Below are 16,665 nucleotides of genomic sequence, written 5' to 3' on the forward strand. Positions count from 1 at the left end.
CCTTTATTCCGTCTTCAGCGGTTTCCAGCGGAATTGCAGGTAGCCCGGCGCCGCACTCGGAGCAGTAGTCGGCCTCCGCCGGGTTCTCCGCCCCGCAGTCGGGGCAGACTGCGACCCCTTCGGCCAGACAAGGCGTGACGAACAGGGCGGCAAGGCACATAATAGAACGATTCTCCCCATTGCAGCTCCCAAGCATACGGGTGGGACGCGTTAACGGCGATCCGCGGTGGAAGCGGTGCCTGACTAACGGTCCGTCTACGCTGTAGCAAGGCCGGGAAGCGACGAGGATAGCCTGGCGAGTTTCGTCCGTCAAGGCGACCCCGGACGGGGCTCATTCACCGGGCAGACTCGGCGGGTTGTTCGTCGCCTTTGAGCGTGACGCGGCCGGAAAGTGCTAACGGTAACCCTTCGCTGGTCGATGAACGGACGCCCTTATCCGGAAAAGGCGCTTGCGCTGCTCAGCGCTCGATGACCAGCCGGCGGCTGTAGCTTCGGCCGGCCGTCTCCAGCCGCAGCACGTAGAGCCCGGCCGGCAGCCCGGTGGTGGAGAAGCCCACCTCGTGGCGACCGGCGTTGTACTCGCCATCGACCAGCAGGCGCACCCGCCGTCCGGACAGATCGTAGAGGGCGATCGTCACCGATCCGGCTTCGGCCAGCCTGTAGCGCAGGCTGCAGTCGTCGGCGGCCGGATTGGGATAGGGCTCCTCGAGGCGGGTGAGGACAGCGTCGCCCCGGTGACGAATCTCGATGGGTCCGTAGTTGTAGCCGTCGCCGTTGCGCGCATTAACGCTGAGGCTGAACTCGTACACGCCGGCGGGAACGCGATCAAGATACACCCCCGTCGCCTCCAGGCCGTCGGCCAGCACTTCGCCGTCGCGCTCGAGGACCAACTGCTGGGCGTCCTCGACCCGCCATTCGATCAGCACGCCTTCCTCGGCGTCCCGGGCGTAGAACACGCCGTCGTCGATGCCGACTGCCTGGTCGATGTCGGCGGCGTAGACGTCGCCGCCCGAGCCCATCTGGTTGAGATGCACGTTCTTGCCCGAAGTGGCCAGGTACTCCCCGTCGGCGGTGATGTCGACGGCGGTGGCCGAGCCCGGCGTATCCAGACTCCACCAGAGGCTCTCGGGCTGGGAGTCGCGCAGGAGCTGGACCTCGTCGTTGGTGTTGGTCTGGGAACCGGCGTAGGTTATGGCGATCCACTCGCCGTCGGCGGAAGCGTCGATCCAGGTCGGCACGTCCTGATAGGAGCCGCCGGCGCGCTCGGTTTCGTAGGTCCAGAGCGGGTCGGAGCCGCTCGATTTCTCGAAGCGGGTGACCCAGTTCTGCAGGTAGTCGGTGGCGTACCAGACGACGATGACCTGCTCGTTATCGGCGCCGACGTACCCCAGGCCGGCGTAGTTGGAACCGGGGCAGTAGCCGTGGAAGATGTGCTCGTAGGCGGAACCGTTCCATTCGATGACGTTGCAGCCGGTGAAACCGTAGACGACGACGGAGCCATCCGGGCTGACGCCGAAGCAGTCCGTCGAGGAGCTCAGGTCGTAGGTCGCCTCGAGGGTCGCCGTGGAGGTTTCGATGCGGTACAGCGTCGCCGCGGCGCGCAGAATGCACTTGGAGCCGTCGGCGGTCAGGCGCAACTGGCGCGGGTTGTAGTTCAGGCTTTCATCCTCGAAGATAAGCGGCGTAGAGGAACCCTCGGTGAAGAACATCACCGCCAGGGAGTCGCCGTCGTTGCCGCCGACGGCCAGCACGGAGCCGTCCTCGGCGCAGGCCGTGCAACCCGGATTGGCCAGATCGGCGGGAGCGTAGCCCGCCGCCGCGCCGTCCCAGGTCCACAGCGGCGTCGCCGAGGCCGCGGAGAACCGGTAGACCTCGAAGGCGCCCTCGTGACCCCAGGCGCCGTAGAAGACGTCGGCGGTTGCGGCGGCGACGGCGCTGAAGTCGCCGTCGCGCTCGAACTCCCACAACGGATCGCCGTCGCCGTCGAGCTCGAACAGCTTGCCGCCGCCGTAGTAGCCGCCGCTCCAGACGTACTGAGCGTCGTAACCGACGGCGACGTTGAGCCGCTGGGGCCCGCCGTCGGCGATCTGGTAGTGCCAGAGCACCTCGCTGTCCGGCGCCGGGGGCAGGGGACCCTCGAAGGGATTCGCCCCGGTCTCGGCGGCGTGCAGGCTGAGCGCCCGCGGTCCATGAGTCTCCTCCTGACAACCCTCGTCCGCTGTTTCGTACACGGTGAGGCTGCGTGGCGTTCCTGCAACGGCGGCACCGACGATCGACAGGGCGATGAGTAGAATGAGTGCGGCCTTGTGCATGACGACTCCCCTTTTGCTTGACGTTGACATTTTATCTTACGCCGCGCCGTGGGCCGTGTCAATCGACGGCGGCGATTTTGGAAATCGCGTCCCTCGAATTCCTACGGTAAACAAAAAACGGCCCCGACGGACCGCTCGCTAAGTCCCCAATCCTGAGCCGCTCCCGCGCAAAAGCGCACCGTTGCGCGGAGTCGGGTCAACTCTCGACCTCGACCAGGTATTGATTGAGCCGACCGACTATCTCCTCGATCTGCGCCGCGTTGTAGCCCTTGTTCGCCAACAGTTCGCCCAGGGAGCCCCAGAAGGGCTCGCCGCAACGCAGGCAGACCACACCACGCTCCAGCAGCCAGGACGAGGCGGCGGGATGCTCGTCCAGGACGACCTCGACAGAGGTGGTTGCGGTTATCGGCAACGCTTCACTTCCTCTTAAATGACAGTTGATGATAACACGGAAGGCCGGCCGGCGAAAACGGCTCCCGAGACCTCGGGCCGGCAGCGGGCCTTCGCCGGCCGGAACCGGCACGGTTTTTGCATCTCGGCGACCGTTGGGCCGCGGATAACGGTCCGCCTCCGCAAAAACCGTGCCGGTTCCGGCCGCTGGTTTTTACCTGTCCAGCGCGGCGGGGCGGTCGTTTTCGCCGGCCGGCCGGCAGTGGGCGGGGGGTGCATTTTCAGCCGCTAATCAGCTCGAGGCGCTCGGTGGAGTATCCGGCGGCGGTCAGTTCGGCGTAGCCCAATTGCAGGGTTTCGGCGACGGCGCGGGCGCCGCGGGTGAGGGAGGCCTCGCGCCAGTGCAGCTGGTCGGCCTCGAGTAGCTCGGGCAGATAGAGCAGCTCGCCGTAGTACTCGCCTTCGCCGCGGATACCGGTTGTGGGCAGCGGCGGCACGACGACCCGGTAGAAGAGCCGTTGTTCCCGCAGAAAGGTCAGGTCTTCGTAGTAGCGTTGGGCGGCCTTGCTCCCGGGGTCCGGGTTGCAGATGTAGATCAGCATAGCGCCCTTTTGGTCGGCGGTTTCGCGCCAGAAGCGCGTTACGCGGTCCAGGTTGGCGGGATCGAGGGCGGCTTTTTCCGGGAAGGGGCGGAAGATGTTGAAGGGATCGATCAGCAGTAGATCGTAGCCCTTGAGGGTGGCGGCGTCCAGGCCGTGCTCCAGTTTCTCTTCGAGCCGGATGCCGTGCTCGCGGTAGTTTTCGCGCAGGCGGGGTTCGATGTCGAAGGCGAAGACCGAGCCGCGGGTGGCCAGGACCTGCCGGGCCAGCATGACGCTGCCCAGGTAGCGGTCGTTGTTGACGGCCTTGAGTTGGAGTTCACGCAGGCGCAGCTCCGCCGGGGCGCTGGTCAGGCGGATGCGCACCCGGGGATCGAGGGGGCTGGTCAACGGACCGGCGAAGGCGTCGAGATAACGGGTGTCGGCGGGCAGCCAGTCCAGCACGCGACAGAGCCACTCGTGCTTGATGATGTCGACGGCGTTACCGGCGGCGTAGGGTAAGCTGTGCAAGTGAGCCTCTTGGTGTTGAGGTTGACGGTTGGAGATTGGTCTCGGTGAATGTACTCGGCCGGCAAGTGTTTGCGGTTTGTCGCTATTGTAAACGACACGTGGCTTGGGCAATCCACGTGCCAGCGGACCATTCCGCCGGGTGGGGGGACACCGCTGTTTCAAAGCGCTTGGAAAGCAGATATCGGACAGCACCGCATCGGCTTGGCCGACCGTTGTTAATGGTGATCGATGGGCAGTCCTGAAGGGTTGTTGTTGACCGGCAACGGCAGTTGAAGTTCCCCGTTGAGATTAACTTGGTCTGCTGGAGCTAACAGCCCCGGGTCGTTAGAAACGGTTTCGCAGCTTTGACTCGCCTCAAGCCCTGCCATAACAATCAGGGTCAAGGCGGCTGGCGCTCTCTTGCTTAACGTTGTTACCTTCTTCAGGGCGAACAAATTGCTATGTCGTACAATAACAACGGTTAGTAATCATCATGGTACAAGAGGCCAAGGCAGCCGATAAACCATGATTGGGATAGCCTGTATCAACGTTCTTGGCGATCAGTGCTTGCGGTATGCGCTCCCGACAGATTGTCTGGTAACGGGTGAGGTCAATCAATGATAAAAAAGGGGATTCTCACCTAATTATCAACAAGCGCGAAGTCTGCTTATGAGAATGTATAGCGGGTTATCGGCGTCGCGACGGTTGAGGCGGAATTCCATTTCACGGATAAACAGTCTTAAGTTACGCTTTAATCCTCCATGGCAGGCTTTTAGGAGGCGTTTGGCGTAGCCCCGGAAGTTCTCGATACTATTGATGTTTATCCCGTCATCAGCGAAATCCCGTTGGTGATTGATCCGCCTGTGGTGGAAGCCGCTGAGCGACAGTTTCTTATCGACCCGCCGACCGTCGGCGTATCGGTGTAGCTGGTCGGGTCGAGCGCGGCCCGGCGAGCGGCGGTGCGTTGCGACGTTCCCGGGGACGACGCTTGAACAGCGTTCCGCAATACTTACACTTGTGCCGCCCGTCGGCGCAGCGGTAGTTGCATTTGGGGACATTTGACGTGCCGCTCCCCCGCGCCGTTCTTCCACGCCACATCGCCCCCCTCGTCGGTGGCGGGATGACAGACTTGTTCACGCCGCTAAAGAACCCAACTGCAATAGCTGCTGTTCAGCTCCCGTGATGCTCTCAAAAAAGAACCGAGATCGCGGAGGCGTATCTCGGTTACGCGCTGAGGATGGAATAATGCATGACAATCGATGAAGTAGGTCCCCGGCTGAGTCAAAGGGTTTCTTCGCCCAGCTCGGCGGCGCTGATCGTGCCGGTGGGTTCGTTGATCTGCCAGTCGGTCAGGTCGGGATCGGATTCGAAGCCCCGGCCGTCGATGGTGGTCCCGCCGCGAGTGTAGCTGACGGGCTGCTCGGTGAACAGGCGCTCGCGGCGGGAGTCCCAGTTGAGGACCTCGGTGGTCAACCGGGCGCCGTCGTCGGCGACGACGACGACCCCACCGCGGGCCTGCATATCGTTGGTCAGCATGTTGACCGTACCCTCGGCGGCGGTCAGGGTGGCCTGGTGCTCGCCGTCCTCGTAGAAATCGACGTGCGGGGTGTCGGCGACGGTCAGGTTCTCCTGATCCCAGACGTAGGCCAGCTCGGCGACCAGCTCCCAGGACAGCTCGCCGTCCTCGGTCTGCCGCAGGGTGAAGCTGGCGATGGTCTGGTCGGGCTCGTCCTCGCCGGGGACGAAGTCCACGGGGCGCTGCTCGCCGCAGGCCGTCAGCAGCACGGGGACGAGGACGAGCAACATACCGGCTGTTCGCAGTGGTTTCATTGTTCGAGGCGGCGGTTCGGCGGTTCGCGGTTCTAGCTTCGTCACCCCGGCTTTAGTTCGCCGAGCATATTTTGCCACATTATAGCCCCGGTCGGGCGCCGTTTCAAATCCCGCCGGACTAGAGATCGACGCGCAGCTTGAGGTAGACCACGTCCTCGTGCTCGAGCAGGGTCAGGTTGGAGACGCCGTCGCCCTCCAACCAGCGACCGCCCAGGGTCAGGCTGATCTGCTCGAGGGGTTTGTACTCGATCTCGGGAATGACGGCCAGGCCCCAGTGCTCGTCGACGGTGTCGAAATCCGGGATCTCGTAGGCCCCGGCGACGCGCAGGATCAGTTTTTCGTAAAACAGGCCCTTCTCCAACGCCAGCATGAACAGATCGGACTGCTCGTGGGCGCCGCGCTCGGAGTAGAAGCCATGGAGATACTGCAACTGAGCGTACCAGCCGCCGAGGCTGTAATCGATCCCCCCGAGCCATTTAAAATACGGTTTCGCTGGATAGAGGGGCTCGCTGGTGTCGCCGAGGATGGTGTGGATGATCTGGGTGATCTCCTCGGGATAGATGTAGGCAGCGACCTCGCCCCACAGGCCGATATCGGCCACGTCGGCGGCGAAGGAGGCGCCGACGAGATGCCGCCGGGGGAAGCTGCCCGTGACGTCGACGATCACCGGCAGGGTCCACTCCGGCGCCTCGGGATCGATGGTCGGCGTCAGGGTGACGTCGGTGGGCACGGGGAGGTAATCCCGGCCGTAATGATAGGCCAACTCGAGATCGACCGGTCCCAGCCCCCCCTTGAGCCGGGCGCCGTACTGGGCGGCCTGCGCCAGGCTCTGCTCCGGCGTCGCCACGTTCATGTTCAGCTCGCTGAGCCAGAGCCCCTCCTCGAGCTCGATCTCCGGGGTGATCAGCGACAGATCGGCGGGCAGTCGGGCCGGGGTAAAGGTCGGAACGAAGACGCCCTCCAGCCGCCAGGTGGGAGAAAACCAAGCCGTCAGCATCAGGGTCTCGACACCCAGCTTGTCGCCGAAGCTCAAGGGATCCCGGTAGTCGCCGGGATTGACTTCGTTGAAGACGCGTAGCTCGTCGCCCACGCCCCAGCCGATTTCCCGACGGCCGAAGGAGATGTCCAACGGCGCCAGCGGCACTCCGTACAGGTTGACATAGGCCGTGTTGAGTTCCAGCTCCCAGGGATCGAGCACCCCGCGGCGGGTCAGCTCCGCCAACTCGCCCGCCGAGGTGAAGCCGGTGCCGCGCAGACGGAGGGAGGCCTCGGCGTCGGCGACGTCCCAAACCGTGCGCAGCTTGAGGCCGATGTCGTTCTCGTTGTAGGTGAAGGTCTCCGGGGGTTCGGTACGGTGACGCAGATCGGCCTCGATATAGGCCGAAAGCTCGAGCTCGGGGATCAGGGCGCCTGTTTCTTCGCCTGTCGACGATACCGTGCCGTCGTCGGCGGGCGGCTCCGGATACTCGATCTCCACCTCGTCGGCCTCTTCGGCCGCCAGGGTCAGGGGAAGCAACAGCAGGATCAGGGAGGGTTTTCGCATCATATCACCGTCAGCGTTGCAGCTCGCGCTGGCTGAAGAAGGAACTCGACAGGCCGCCGTCGTAATCGATACTCGAGATGGCGATGGTCGTCTTGTGGCCCGTGGTCACATCGGTCATCAGCAAGGCGCCGATCGAGGTGTAGCCGTCGCGCTCCGCGATGCCGCCCGTGGTCAGGCGCTTGATCAGACCGGCGGAGGTGTAAAAATCGACGCGGCGGAAGACGAAGCTGTCCGTCTCGACCCACATCTTGAGTTTGGTGTAATCGGTGTCGACACCGGAGCGCGGCGTCAATTCCAGGACGTACTGGCCGTCGACGGTGTCGAGGAGCTCGGCGGTGTAGTCCTCGTCGTAGCTGTAATTGGCCAGGTCCTGGTAGCTGAAGTCCGTATTGTGGAAGTTCTCGTAACGGGCGTGACCGGCTATGCGGCGGACATCGGCCCGGCTGGGCGAATAGAAGTACATCTCATCGTCGGACAGGACCAGGAAACCGATCCCGGCCACCGACGACGGCGCCGTGTATTTGATCATCCGTTTGTCCTGACCCATGGTCCAGATCTTCAGGGTCGAGGTCTGGGTGGTGCCGCCGGCGTCGGTGACGGTGATGGTGTAGACGGCGGTCATGTCTTCGGCCGCGGTCAGTGTGTTCTCGACCTTCTCGATGATCTGCTGACCGCTGAGGGCCAGGACGGGCAGGCTGATCAGGAGCAGAAACGCGAATGCCTTGCGCATGATTGTCCTCCTGGGGCGCGGACCCCGGTCGATCGGTTGGCGGTTCGTAAACGCTTACCTCATCGATCGCGCCCCGGAGACCTTTGAAAAGACTGTTCGACGAGCTCGACCCCCGCTGGTCGTTGTCCGGGTCTGGTTGTTGTGTAATCAAAGGTCTCCGGGGCGCGGGCTCAGTTAGTTATCGCGGGTTTCGGCCGGTTTGCCGGGTTGGGTTTTACCGAAGATGAAGCGGGGCTTGAGGGCGAAGTAGACGGCGGGCAGCACGATCAGGGCGGCGATTGAGCTGACCACCATGGTGACGGCGATCATCACGCCGAGTTGGCGCAGGGGAATGACCTCGGTGAACAGCAGGACCAGGAAACCGACGGCCACGCCGACGGCGTTGATCAGGATCGCGCGCCCGGTGGTGGCCAGGGTGGCCTTGAGGGCGGCGAAGGGCTCGCCTGTCTCGGCGAGGTTGCGCCGGAACCCGCTGGTGAAGTGGATGGTGTAGTCGACGCCGATACCGATGACCAGGCTGGCGATCATGATGGTGACGATATCGAGGGGGATGCCGGTCAGGGCCATGACGGCGAAGTTGACCAGCACGGTCAGCAGGATGGGAATCGAGGCCAGTAGACCGCCGGGCAGGCTGCGCAACACCAGGATGAGCAGGATCAACACCAAGCCGTAAGCGATGGCCATCGTCTTGAGCTGGTTGGTCATCAGTTGTTCCTGCATCAGCTCGAAGATGCGGGGGAAGCCGGTCTGGGCGACGCGCAGCTCGACGGTGTCGGCGGCGTCGACATCGAGACCGGCCTCGGCGGCCAGCTCGACGGGCAGCCAGGCGGCGGGCTCGGTGAAGGGATAGAGGACGGCGCGCAGGTCGGCGCGGGCGGCTTCGTCGAGTTCGAGCTCCAGGCGCCGTTCTAGTTCGGCGGTCCAGGTGTCGACACGCTGGGCGGCGGCCAGGTTGTCGAGCTTGGTGACGAGCTTGTCGGCCAGCCAGGCTGGATCGTCGGGGTACTCGGTCAGGTAGTCCGGCGGCAGGGCGTCGACGAAGACGCCCTGCAGTTCGGTGGCGGCGGGAACCAGGGGGCCGCCATCGAAAAAGGCGGTCCGGAGCCCGTCGACGACGGCCAGTCGGTCGGCCTCGTCTTCCAGCGGAATCAGGCCGCTGTCGTAGACGAAGGTTCGGAGAAAAGGCTCGAGACGTTCGAGGTAGGCGGCGTCGACGGTATCGGTTTGGGTGACGCCGATGCCGCGCAGACCTTCGATGTACTCGGCCTTTTCCGCAGGCTCGAGCATGTAGGGCAGGGGCTCTCCGTTTTCGTCGTGGAGCCGCCGCGGTCGCAGGCCGTGGTAGGTCAGGTCGGCCAGCAGGTCCTCGGCGGCGACCTCGAGGCGGTAGTCGTCGATCAGACGCCGGGTCTGTTCATCGAGAGCGTCCAGGGCCACCCGGGTCTCGGCCGGGGCGATTTCCTCGGTGATGAAATCCTCCAGGGCGGCGGTGTGGGTGACCATCAGGTCGGAATCGGAACCGCCGACGTTGGAGAACAGCAGCATCTCGGACTGGGGCGTCGCGTTCGGTGGACGCTGCGGCCCGTCGCTCCACCAGGTCCCGTCGGCGACGAAGGTCTCGAGGAGCTCGTCGCCCTCGATCCAGTAGTAAAGGTCGTTGATTTCGGCGCGTTCGTCGGGTAGGCGGCGCTCGCCGTAAAGGTTGTAGTTCAGCTCGCGCAGCAGGGCGCCCAGGCTCTGGGTTTGGCGGCCGATCTCGGCGCGCAGGAAGCGCTCGATCCTCGCGGCGCGGCGCAGGACGCTGGGGCTGCGCACATCGCCCTGGAGGTAGACCTGGGCGGGCAGGCTGCCGCCGAAGCCCTTCTCGATCACCCGCTCGCTGCGTCGCATGGTGATGTCCTCGTCGAAGAACTCGAGCAGGTTGACCTCGCGTTTGACGTGGGGCAGGGCGATGGCGGCGGCGATGGTGATGATCAGGGCGGTGACGGCGATCCGGCCCGGGCGGTTGTTGACGAAGAGGGCGGCGCCGGTGGCGATGCGGCCGGGCTCGGAGCTTTCGCCGGCGTGGCGGCGCTCGGCGAAGTGCCCGCCCAGCACGGCCAGCACGGCGGGGACGAAGGTCACCGCCAACAGGGTGGCCGCCAGAACCCCCAGGGCGGCGAACAGGCCGAACTCGCTGATGATGTCGATGTTGGCGCTGGCCAGGGAGCCGAAACCGATGATCGTGGTCAGCCCGGCCAGGATTACGGGCAGGCCGACGGCGCGCAGCGCTCCGGCGACCAGTTCGCCGTTTTCCGCCCCCCTTCGCCGACGGCCCAGGTAGTGGCTGAGAACGTGGATGGTGTAGGCCGAGCCGACGGCGAAGAGGATCACCGGCATGGCGCTGGTCAGCAGACTGATCGGCACACCGGTCAGCGCCATCACGCCCATCGTCCAAACCAGGGAGAAGCCGACACCGGCCAGGGGCAGCAAGACACCGGAAAGACGACGGTAGAACAGCCCCAGCACCAGGGCCACCAGACCGATCACCAGCGGGGTCAGCAGGCCCAGCACGTCGAGGACGATCTGGTCCATGTAATAGATCTGAAAGGGCAGACCGCTGTAAGTTAGTTCGACGTCGGCGGAGAAGGTCTCCTCGGCCAGGGCGCGGATACGTCGTCCGACCTCGACGCGATCGATGTCCGGGGCGAAGCGGGCCAGCACCAGAGTCAGCTCCCCGGTGGGCGCCACCAGAATCCCGGTGTACATCTCCTTGTCCAGGACGTAATCGCGCAGCTCGTCGAGCTCGGCCTGGGAGGGCAGCTCGCCGGGGGGCAGCAGGTCGCCGACCTCGACGCCGCCCTCGATGGGCCGGATGTCGATGATCTCGGTCAGGGAGTTGACCGAGCGCACCGCGGGCAGTCGCCTGACGGCGTCGGTGAAGTCACGTAGCTGGGCCAGGACCTCGCGTTGGAAGACGTCGTCGGCGCCGAGGGCGACGACGGCGACGTCGGAACCGCCGAAGGCTTCGCCGATATAGTCGTAGAGACGAACGACGGGCAGGTCGGCGTCGAGGGAGGAGATGAAGTCGGTGCGGACCTCGAGGTCGCCCATCGCCACGGCGAAGAAGGCCGTCACGGCCAGAATGACAATCAGGACCGGCCAACGGAAACGGACGACGAAGCGGGCGAAGCGCTCGAACATGTCTTCTCCGGCGGTTGACGGCGCCTCAGGCGCCCTGGTGCTCCGGGGTCAGCAGGCCGTTGAACAGGACGTCGAGGAGGGTGGAGATGCGCTCGCCGGTGTCGACGACGCGCTGCTGCCAGATCCAGGGCAGTTCGAGGCCGCGCAGGGCGGCGATGAAGGTGAAGGCCAGCAGGTCGATGTCGACGGGGCGGAACTCCCCCGCCGCCACTCCACCCTGGAGAATCTCGACGAGGAGCTCGTGCTCCAGCTTGAGGAAGGATTCGCGCACCTCGTCGATCTCGGGGAAGTACTCGTCGAGGATGTCTTCCTCGATGGACAGCAGGGCCAGCTCCTGGTGGATGCAGCGGAAGTGGCTGACGGTGCAGGCCCGGAGCTTTTCGGTGAAGGTGACCGCCTCCTCGACGGCCAAGCGGATGCAGTTGATCAGCTTGTCGGCCTCGGCGGCGACCAGCTCGTCCCAGATCTGGCGTTTGCCTGCGGCGAAGTAGGTATAGATGGTGCCCTTGCCGACGCCGGCGGTGCGGGCGATCTGGTCGACGGTGGTCCTGCGGCGCCCGAAACGAACGAAGAGCTTCAGGGCGGCCTGCAGGATGCTGTCTCGCTTGTCACGGCTCATGGCTCGATCCCGCCGTCGGAGGTTTTCCCTGCGTCACGATCGCAGTTTTTGGTTGGACTGTTCCAGTCAACCTGGAGCGACTTCCGTTGCCATGCTGGAACAACCCCGCCCACTTGTTACCACCTGTGACCGTTTGTAACAAATGACCATATTGTCCCATCCGGTCATTTCGTCAAGTATTATAGCAGGCTCGGCAGCTCGGTGACAAGAAAAAAGGGGGGCTCAGGACAACGGTTTAGCAACTTCATTGGTGACAAAGGCTTGCAGACTGTCCCAAGCCGCGCGCATCGCTAGGCCTTTGCGCTGGGTTTTGCCAGCGCAGCAGCTTTCACGCAGAAAGGCTGGGAGAGAACACAGCGAGTCTGCACATTGCCTGCCGCCTTTAGCGCCGAAAAGCACAACAGTCCCGGCTGGTGGCCTCGAAGGGTCATTAGCGGCTGGACAACGGAGCAAGCAACCCCGGCCGCCACAATCAGCTCCGTTTTGGCCGAGGTTTCTCGCTGCCTGGTGCGCAAAACATATGGGCATTCATGTGTTATGGGCTCCGTACTGCCTTAGCAGCGATCTTTTGCATATATGTTAATGATTATCATCTAATTATGACCAAGCGCGAAGTCCGCTCCTGAGAATGTGTAGCGCGTTATCGGCGTCTCGATGGTTGAAGCTGAACGACCTTCCAGTGATCAAGAGTCAGTAGTTATGCTTGAAACCTCAGTGATAGGCTTTTAGGCGGCGTTTGGCGTAGCCCCGGAAGTCCTCGAGGCCGTTGATATGCACTTTGCCGTCATCCAGTGTCTTGTCATGATTGATGCGCTTGTAATGGAAGCCGTTGAGCGACAGTTTTTATGGGCCCGCCGGCCGTCGGCTTATCGGTGTAGATGGTTGGGTCCAACTCGGCCTGACGAAGGGCGGCTCGTTGCGACGCCCCCGGGGACGATGCTTGAACAACTTACCGCAACACTTATACTTATGCCGCCCGTCGGCGCAGCGGTAGTGATAGCGGTAGCTGCACCTTGGACACTTGACGTGCCTGTCTATAGTTCTCCTCTTCCTCGCCACATTGCCCACCTCGTCGGTGGCGGGATGACAGATCCGTTCACACCACTGGAAGAACCTAACTGCAATAGCTGGTGTTCTTCTCCCGTGATGATCCCATAGGTTATCGTATTGTATCTATCTGCTACAGCGATGTATCAACTCATTCGGATACCTGGATCGAGGCCTTGATGTAGTTACACGCGCGTACAGGGACAGCGACCCCGTGGGCTGCCGATACACACTAGATCACGTTCAAACATCAACAAGCGAGCGCTATCCTTCTTAGCCGGCATTCGAGGAAATCGCGCACTGTCAAAACCCGTCGTTGTCAAGTGGCCCGTTGCTTCTAGCTAACCGAACCGCCATGACTCCCCCGATATCGCGCCGGCCTGCCGGGGTAGCGGCATAGTGCAAGACCGCCGACGAGGCGGTCTGTAAGGCTTGGTCCGTCGGCGCTTGGACGACGGCGTGATTCACGCCGCAAGGGCCGCACCCGACGGAGCACGCGGAGCTGTTGCGTTTGTTCGATTAGCAGTACAGGGTGTTACGAACAGCGTTATTCGTTGAGCAGAATCTTCACTCCGCCCCAACTGGCGGGGGCCAGGTCGAACTCGTCGTCGTCGGTTTCGTCGCCGGGGTTGAGAACGTTGTCGGGGTCTCCGGGGTCGGTGTCGCCCTGGTTCCAGGTACCGTCGGGATCGAGCAGCTCATCGCCGTTGTCGACACCGCCGCCGTCGGAGTCTTGACCGGCCAATCCGCTGTCCCAGACCTGGCCGTTGCCGAAGAAGGCCAGCCCGAAATCGTTGCGCGGCGAACCGCCGCCGTTGGTATGACAGGTGTCGCAACTGTTGACTTCGCCGTTGGGGATTTTGTCAACGTTCTGCTGAAAGCCGAGGGTCAGGGCGGCGACGACCAGCAGGGCGGCAATCAAGAGCAGGCGCATGGTTTCTCCTTGGGTTCACACGGTTATGTTTTGTTTATCGATGTGTCTGTAATGTGCTTGGAATCGTATACCCCGTCTTGAACGGAACAAGGCAGTAACCTGCTGATAATACGAGCGTTGATCTTCATATAGTTATCACAAAGCGAGTAGTTAAACGTAGCGGCTTATAAAGGCGGGTACTATAGGAAAACCAGCTAGCAGCGGCTTGCCTATGCCCGGGTGGGGGCTTACGGTTTACATCTAAGTCATGTAAAAACTAGCAGTAAGGGTCTACCAAGCGCGTGTTCGATCAGCAACGGAGCAACTCCGGTGGGCGGAGAAGACCGGGTAAACCGTTCATAGTTAGTCTGATTTGGTCCGATCAGGCTGTATGAAGCCAAGTGTTTTTCTTGAGTTGTCACTTTATCACCAACTAATAATAAACTATCATCCTTTTTACTCGATGACAAGGTTTTTCTTCCGCGGAGTCGTTACTTTTATTCGTCATTTTGGTTAGTCACTTTGGTAGCAGGTCGGGTTTCCGTCAGCGGAGGGTTTCGAGCCGGCCTCCGCAAAACGATCCGCCCGGTCGCCGGTTGACACTCCTTGCCGCCGGTTGCTATACTACCCACCGTTCTGTGCGCGGGGTACCCGGCCTGTCCGCCGAACCGCAGAGTAATCCCGGTCGATGGAAACGGCTACGCTATCCCGCCGGCAATGAACGTGAACGCTCAGACAAGGGGCGACTTTTTTCAACGGGTTAGATCAACCATACAGCCGCGTTTCAGCGGCGTCAGTTCAAGCGACCGACCACGCGGTAATCCGTCGCGGCTGGTCCCAGCACTCTGGAGGTTGCCAGATGACCACCGAAGACCTTGCCAAGCGGGTCAAGGACATCATCGTCGAGGAGCTCAGCGTCGATTCCGATCAGGTCACCGAAGATGCCGCCTTTGTCGACGATCTGGGCGCCGACAGCCTGGACACCGTCGAGCTGGTGATGAAGCTCGAGGAGGAGTTCGATCTCGAGATCCCCGATGAGGACGCCGCCAACATCCGTACCGTCGGCAACGCCATCGAATATCTCAAGAAGAACCTCGATTAACCTCCGGCAACCCACGTTTTCGGCTGAGGGGGCGTCCCCGGGACGCCCCGTCTGACACTTGTCATTTCGCCCAACGCCCGCAACGCTGCAGCAGGAGCCTGACATGACACGCAGAGTCGTAGTTACCGGGGTCGGCGCCCTAACCCCGGTGGGCTTGAACGTCGCGGACACTTGGAAGGCCCTCATCGAGGGACGCTCCGGCGTGGCGCCGGTCACCGCCGTCGACGCCGAGCTTTACACCAGCAAGGTCGCCGCCGAGGTCAAGGGCTTCGACCCGAACGACTATCTGGACAAGAAGGAGGCCAAACGGATGGCCCGCTTCGTCCAGTTCGCCGTCGTCGCCAGCCAGCAGGCCATCGAGGACGCCAAGCTGGACCTCGAGGGCGTCAACGCCGAGCGCAGCGGTACGATCATCGGCGTAGGCATCGGCGACATCGTCCTGATCGAGAAGGCCGCCATCCGCTTCCACGAACGCGGCCCCCGCGGCATCAGCCCCTTCTTCATCCCGATGGTCATCGCCGACATGGCCTCGGGCCAGGTCTCGATCAACTTCAACCTCAAGGGCCCCAACTTCTGCACCACCAGCGCCTGCGCCTCGGGCACTCACGCCATCGGCGAGTCGTTCAACCATATCCGTGAGGGCCGCACCGAAGTGATGGTCTGCGGCGGAGCCGAGGCCGCTATCGGCAACCTGGGCTTCGGCGGTTTCTGCTCGATGCGGGCGCTCTCGACACGGGACTGCCCACCCGAGGAAGCCAGTTGCCCCTTCGACGCCCACCGTGACGGTTTCGTCATGGGCGAGGGAGCCGGTGTGTTGGTTCTCGAGGAGCTGGAGCACGCCCGCCGGCGCAATGCACCCATCTACTGCGAGCTCGTCGGTTACGGCGTCACCGCCGACGCCTATCACATTACCGCTCCGGCCCCGGCCGGCGAGGGAGCGGCCAGGGCGATGAAGATGGCCATCAAGGACGCCGGTATCGAGCCGGGCCACGTCAGCTATATCAACGCCCACGGCACCTCGACGGAGCTCAACGACAAGAACGAGACCGCGGCTATCCGCAGCGTCTTCGGCAAGCACGCCGACGCGATCGCCGTCACGAGCTCCAAGTCCATGCTGGGCCACGGCCTGGGCGCCGCCGGGGGGATGGAGGGGGTGGTCTGCGCCATGAGTATCAAGGAGCAGATGGTCCACCCGACGACCAACCTGCTGCACCCCGATCCGGAGTGCGATCTGGACTATGTTCCCGAGGGCGCCCGCGAGCTGGAACTCGACGTCGTCCTCTCCAACAGTCTGGGCTTCGGCGGCCACAACGCCGTGCTGGCCTTCCGCCGCTTCGACGGCTAGAGCGCAGCCGCGCAGCCGATGAACCACGAGAGCCGGGTCCGCCGACCCGGCTCCGCTTTTATACCGCTCCCATCCGCCCGCCGGCCCGTCACGCTTCTTGCAGGCCGGGTTTGAGCTAAGTCAAACCCGGCGCAACAAGCGCGCCGGGCCTCGTGTCTTCTGGTATTCGCGTCGTTAGCGAACGTCCGCGGGTGTGTAGTTCCTATCTAGCCGCAGGTTGGAGGCTCCGCGCCCCGACCTTCCGGTGTCTTAGTATGCATGTCAGGGCGCCCCTATCTCATAAGCAGACGCGACTCTGGACAGGCGCCACCCTGTTCGATTAGACTGATCGTCATAGTTCGATTGTCGCTATTGCGGTAACCCAAACACCCGTTGGAGGGACATGGAAAGAGTCATCGCTCTACTGGTATTACTCGTCGCTATCGTCACGCCTTGTCTGGCCGAAGGGGTCGCAGTCTGCCCCGACTGCGGGGCGGAGAACCCGGCGGAGGCCGACTACTGCTCCGAGTGCGGCGCCGGGCTACCTGCAATTCCGCTGGAAACCGCTGAAGACGGAATAAAGG

The 16,665-nt window shown here is 63.1% G+C and carries 14 protein-coding genes; 3 read left to right on the plus strand and 11 right to left on the minus strand.

What is annotated here, in order from left to right; translation table 11 throughout:
- The 11 genes from GF399_12585 to GF399_12635 form a co-directional block, all read right to left on the minus strand.
- Window positions 1–196: zinc-ribbon domain-containing protein (locus GF399_12585; protein MBD3401150.1), on the minus strand; the 196-nt coding region annotated here is incomplete at its 3' end.
- 262 nt (window positions 197–458) lie between these two features.
- Entirely contained in the window at window positions 459–2,312 is a 1,854-nt protein-coding gene (locus GF399_12590; GenBank protein MBD3401151.1) for a T9SS type A sorting domain-containing protein, read from the minus strand.
- A gap of 196 nt (window positions 2,313–2,508) precedes the next feature.
- Window positions 2,509–2,724: a hypothetical protein gene (locus GF399_12595; GenBank protein ID MBD3401152.1), complete on the minus strand. Its 216-nt coding sequence runs from the start codon at window positions 2,722–2,724 to the stop codon at window positions 2,509–2,511.
- A 259-nt stretch (window positions 2,725–2,983) separates the two neighbouring features.
- The gene (locus GF399_12600; GenBank protein ID MBD3401153.1) at window positions 2,984–3,811 is read right to left on the minus strand and encodes a hypothetical protein; all 828 of its coding nucleotides are present in this window, start codon (window positions 3,809–3,811) and stop codon (window positions 2,984–2,986) included.
- 626 nt (window positions 3,812–4,437) lie between these two features.
- A complete protein-coding gene (locus GF399_12605; protein ID MBD3401154.1) occupies window positions 4,438–4,881 on the minus strand; it encodes a hypothetical protein in 444 nt (147 codons plus the stop codon).
- 190 nt (window positions 4,882–5,071) lie between these two features.
- Window positions 5,072–5,620 carry an LPS export ABC transporter periplasmic protein LptC gene (gene lptC / locus GF399_12610; GenBank protein ID MBD3401155.1) on the minus strand — a complete coding sequence of 183 codons (549 nt, stop codon included), beginning with the start codon at window positions 5,618–5,620 and terminating at the stop codon, window positions 5,072–5,074.
- 118 nt (window positions 5,621–5,738) lie between these two features.
- Window positions 5,739–7,163 (minus strand): hypothetical protein, encoded by a 1,425-nt coding sequence (locus tag GF399_12615; GenBank protein MBD3401156.1) that lies wholly within the window; start codon window positions 7,161–7,163, stop codon window positions 5,739–5,741.
- 10 nt (window positions 7,164–7,173) lie between these two features.
- A complete protein-coding gene (locus GF399_12620; GenBank protein ID MBD3401157.1) occupies window positions 7,174–7,893 on the minus strand; it encodes an outer membrane lipoprotein-sorting protein in 720 nt (239 codons plus the stop codon).
- A gap of 174 nt (window positions 7,894–8,067) precedes the next feature.
- Complete coding sequence (locus tag GF399_12625; GenBank protein MBD3401158.1) at window positions 8,068–11,076, minus strand: MMPL family transporter; 3,009 nt, start codon at window positions 11,074–11,076, stop codon at window positions 8,068–8,070.
- A gap of 25 nt (window positions 11,077–11,101) precedes the next feature.
- Window positions 11,102–11,695, minus strand: a complete 594-nt coding sequence (locus tag GF399_12630; protein MBD3401159.1) for a TetR family transcriptional regulator — start codon at window positions 11,693–11,695, stop codon at window positions 11,102–11,104.
- Between the two features lie 1,594 nt (window positions 11,696–13,289).
- Window positions 13,290–13,676, minus strand: a complete 387-nt coding sequence (locus GF399_12635; protein MBD3401160.1) for a hypothetical protein — start codon at window positions 13,674–13,676, stop codon at window positions 13,290–13,292.
- Window positions 13,677–14,514: 838 nt separating this feature from the next.
- Here GF399_12635 and GF399_12640 point away from each other — a divergent pair.
- From GF399_12640 to GF399_12650, 3 genes are all read left to right on the plus strand, one after another.
- On the plus strand, window positions 14,515–14,757 hold the full coding sequence (locus GF399_12640; protein MBD3401161.1) for an acyl carrier protein: 243 nt from the start codon (window positions 14,515–14,517) through the stop codon (window positions 14,755–14,757).
- Between the two features lie 103 nt (window positions 14,758–14,860).
- A complete protein-coding gene (fabF, locus tag GF399_12645) occupies window positions 14,861–16,102 on the plus strand; it encodes a beta-ketoacyl-ACP synthase II (GenBank protein MBD3401162.1) in 1,242 nt (413 codons plus the stop codon).
- A 382-nt stretch (window positions 16,103–16,484) separates the two neighbouring features.
- A partial coding sequence (locus GF399_12650; protein MBD3401163.1) for a zinc-ribbon domain-containing protein occupies window positions 16,485–16,665 on the plus strand: 181 nt, incomplete at its 3' end.

Source organism: Candidatus Coatesbacteria bacterium (assembly GCA_014728225.1).
GTDB lineage: Bacteria > RBG-13-66-14 > RBG-13-66-14 > RBG-13-66-14 > RBG-13-66-14 > WJLX01.

Bases quoted from the DNA above. Each gene is read 5' to 3' on its own strand.
- GF399_12590 (MBD3401151.1), bottom strand. From the start codon at position 2,312: ATGCACAAGGCCGCACTCATTCTACTCATCGCCCTGTCGATCGTCGGT.
- lptC (MBD3401155.1), bottom strand. From the start codon at position 5,620: ATGAAACCACTGCGAACAGCCGGTATGTTGCTCGTCCTCGTCCCCGTG.
- GF399_12615 (MBD3401156.1), bottom strand. From the start codon at position 7,163: ATGCGAAAACCCTCCCTGATCCTGCTGTTGCTTCCCCTGACCCTGGCG.
- GF399_12620 (MBD3401157.1), bottom strand. From the start codon at position 7,893: ATGCGCAAGGCATTCGCGTTTCTGCTCCTGATCAGCCTGCCCGTCCTG.
- GF399_12625 (MBD3401158.1), bottom strand. From the start codon at position 11,076: ATGTTCGAGCGCTTCGCCCGCTTCGTCGTCCGTTTCCGTTGGCCGGTC.
- GF399_12630 (MBD3401159.1), bottom strand. From the start codon at position 11,695: ATGAGCCGTGACAAGCGAGACAGCATCCTGCAGGCCGCCCTGAAGCTC.
- GF399_12635 (MBD3401160.1), bottom strand. From the start codon at position 13,676: ATGCGCCTGCTCTTGATTGCCGCCCTGCTGGTCGTCGCCGCCCTGACC.
- GF399_12640 (MBD3401161.1), top strand. From the start codon at position 14,515: ATGACCACCGAAGACCTTGCCAAGCGGGTCAAGGACATCATCGTCGAG.
- fabF (MBD3401162.1), top strand. From the start codon at position 14,861: ATGACACGCAGAGTCGTAGTTACCGGGGTCGGCGCCCTAACCCCGGTG.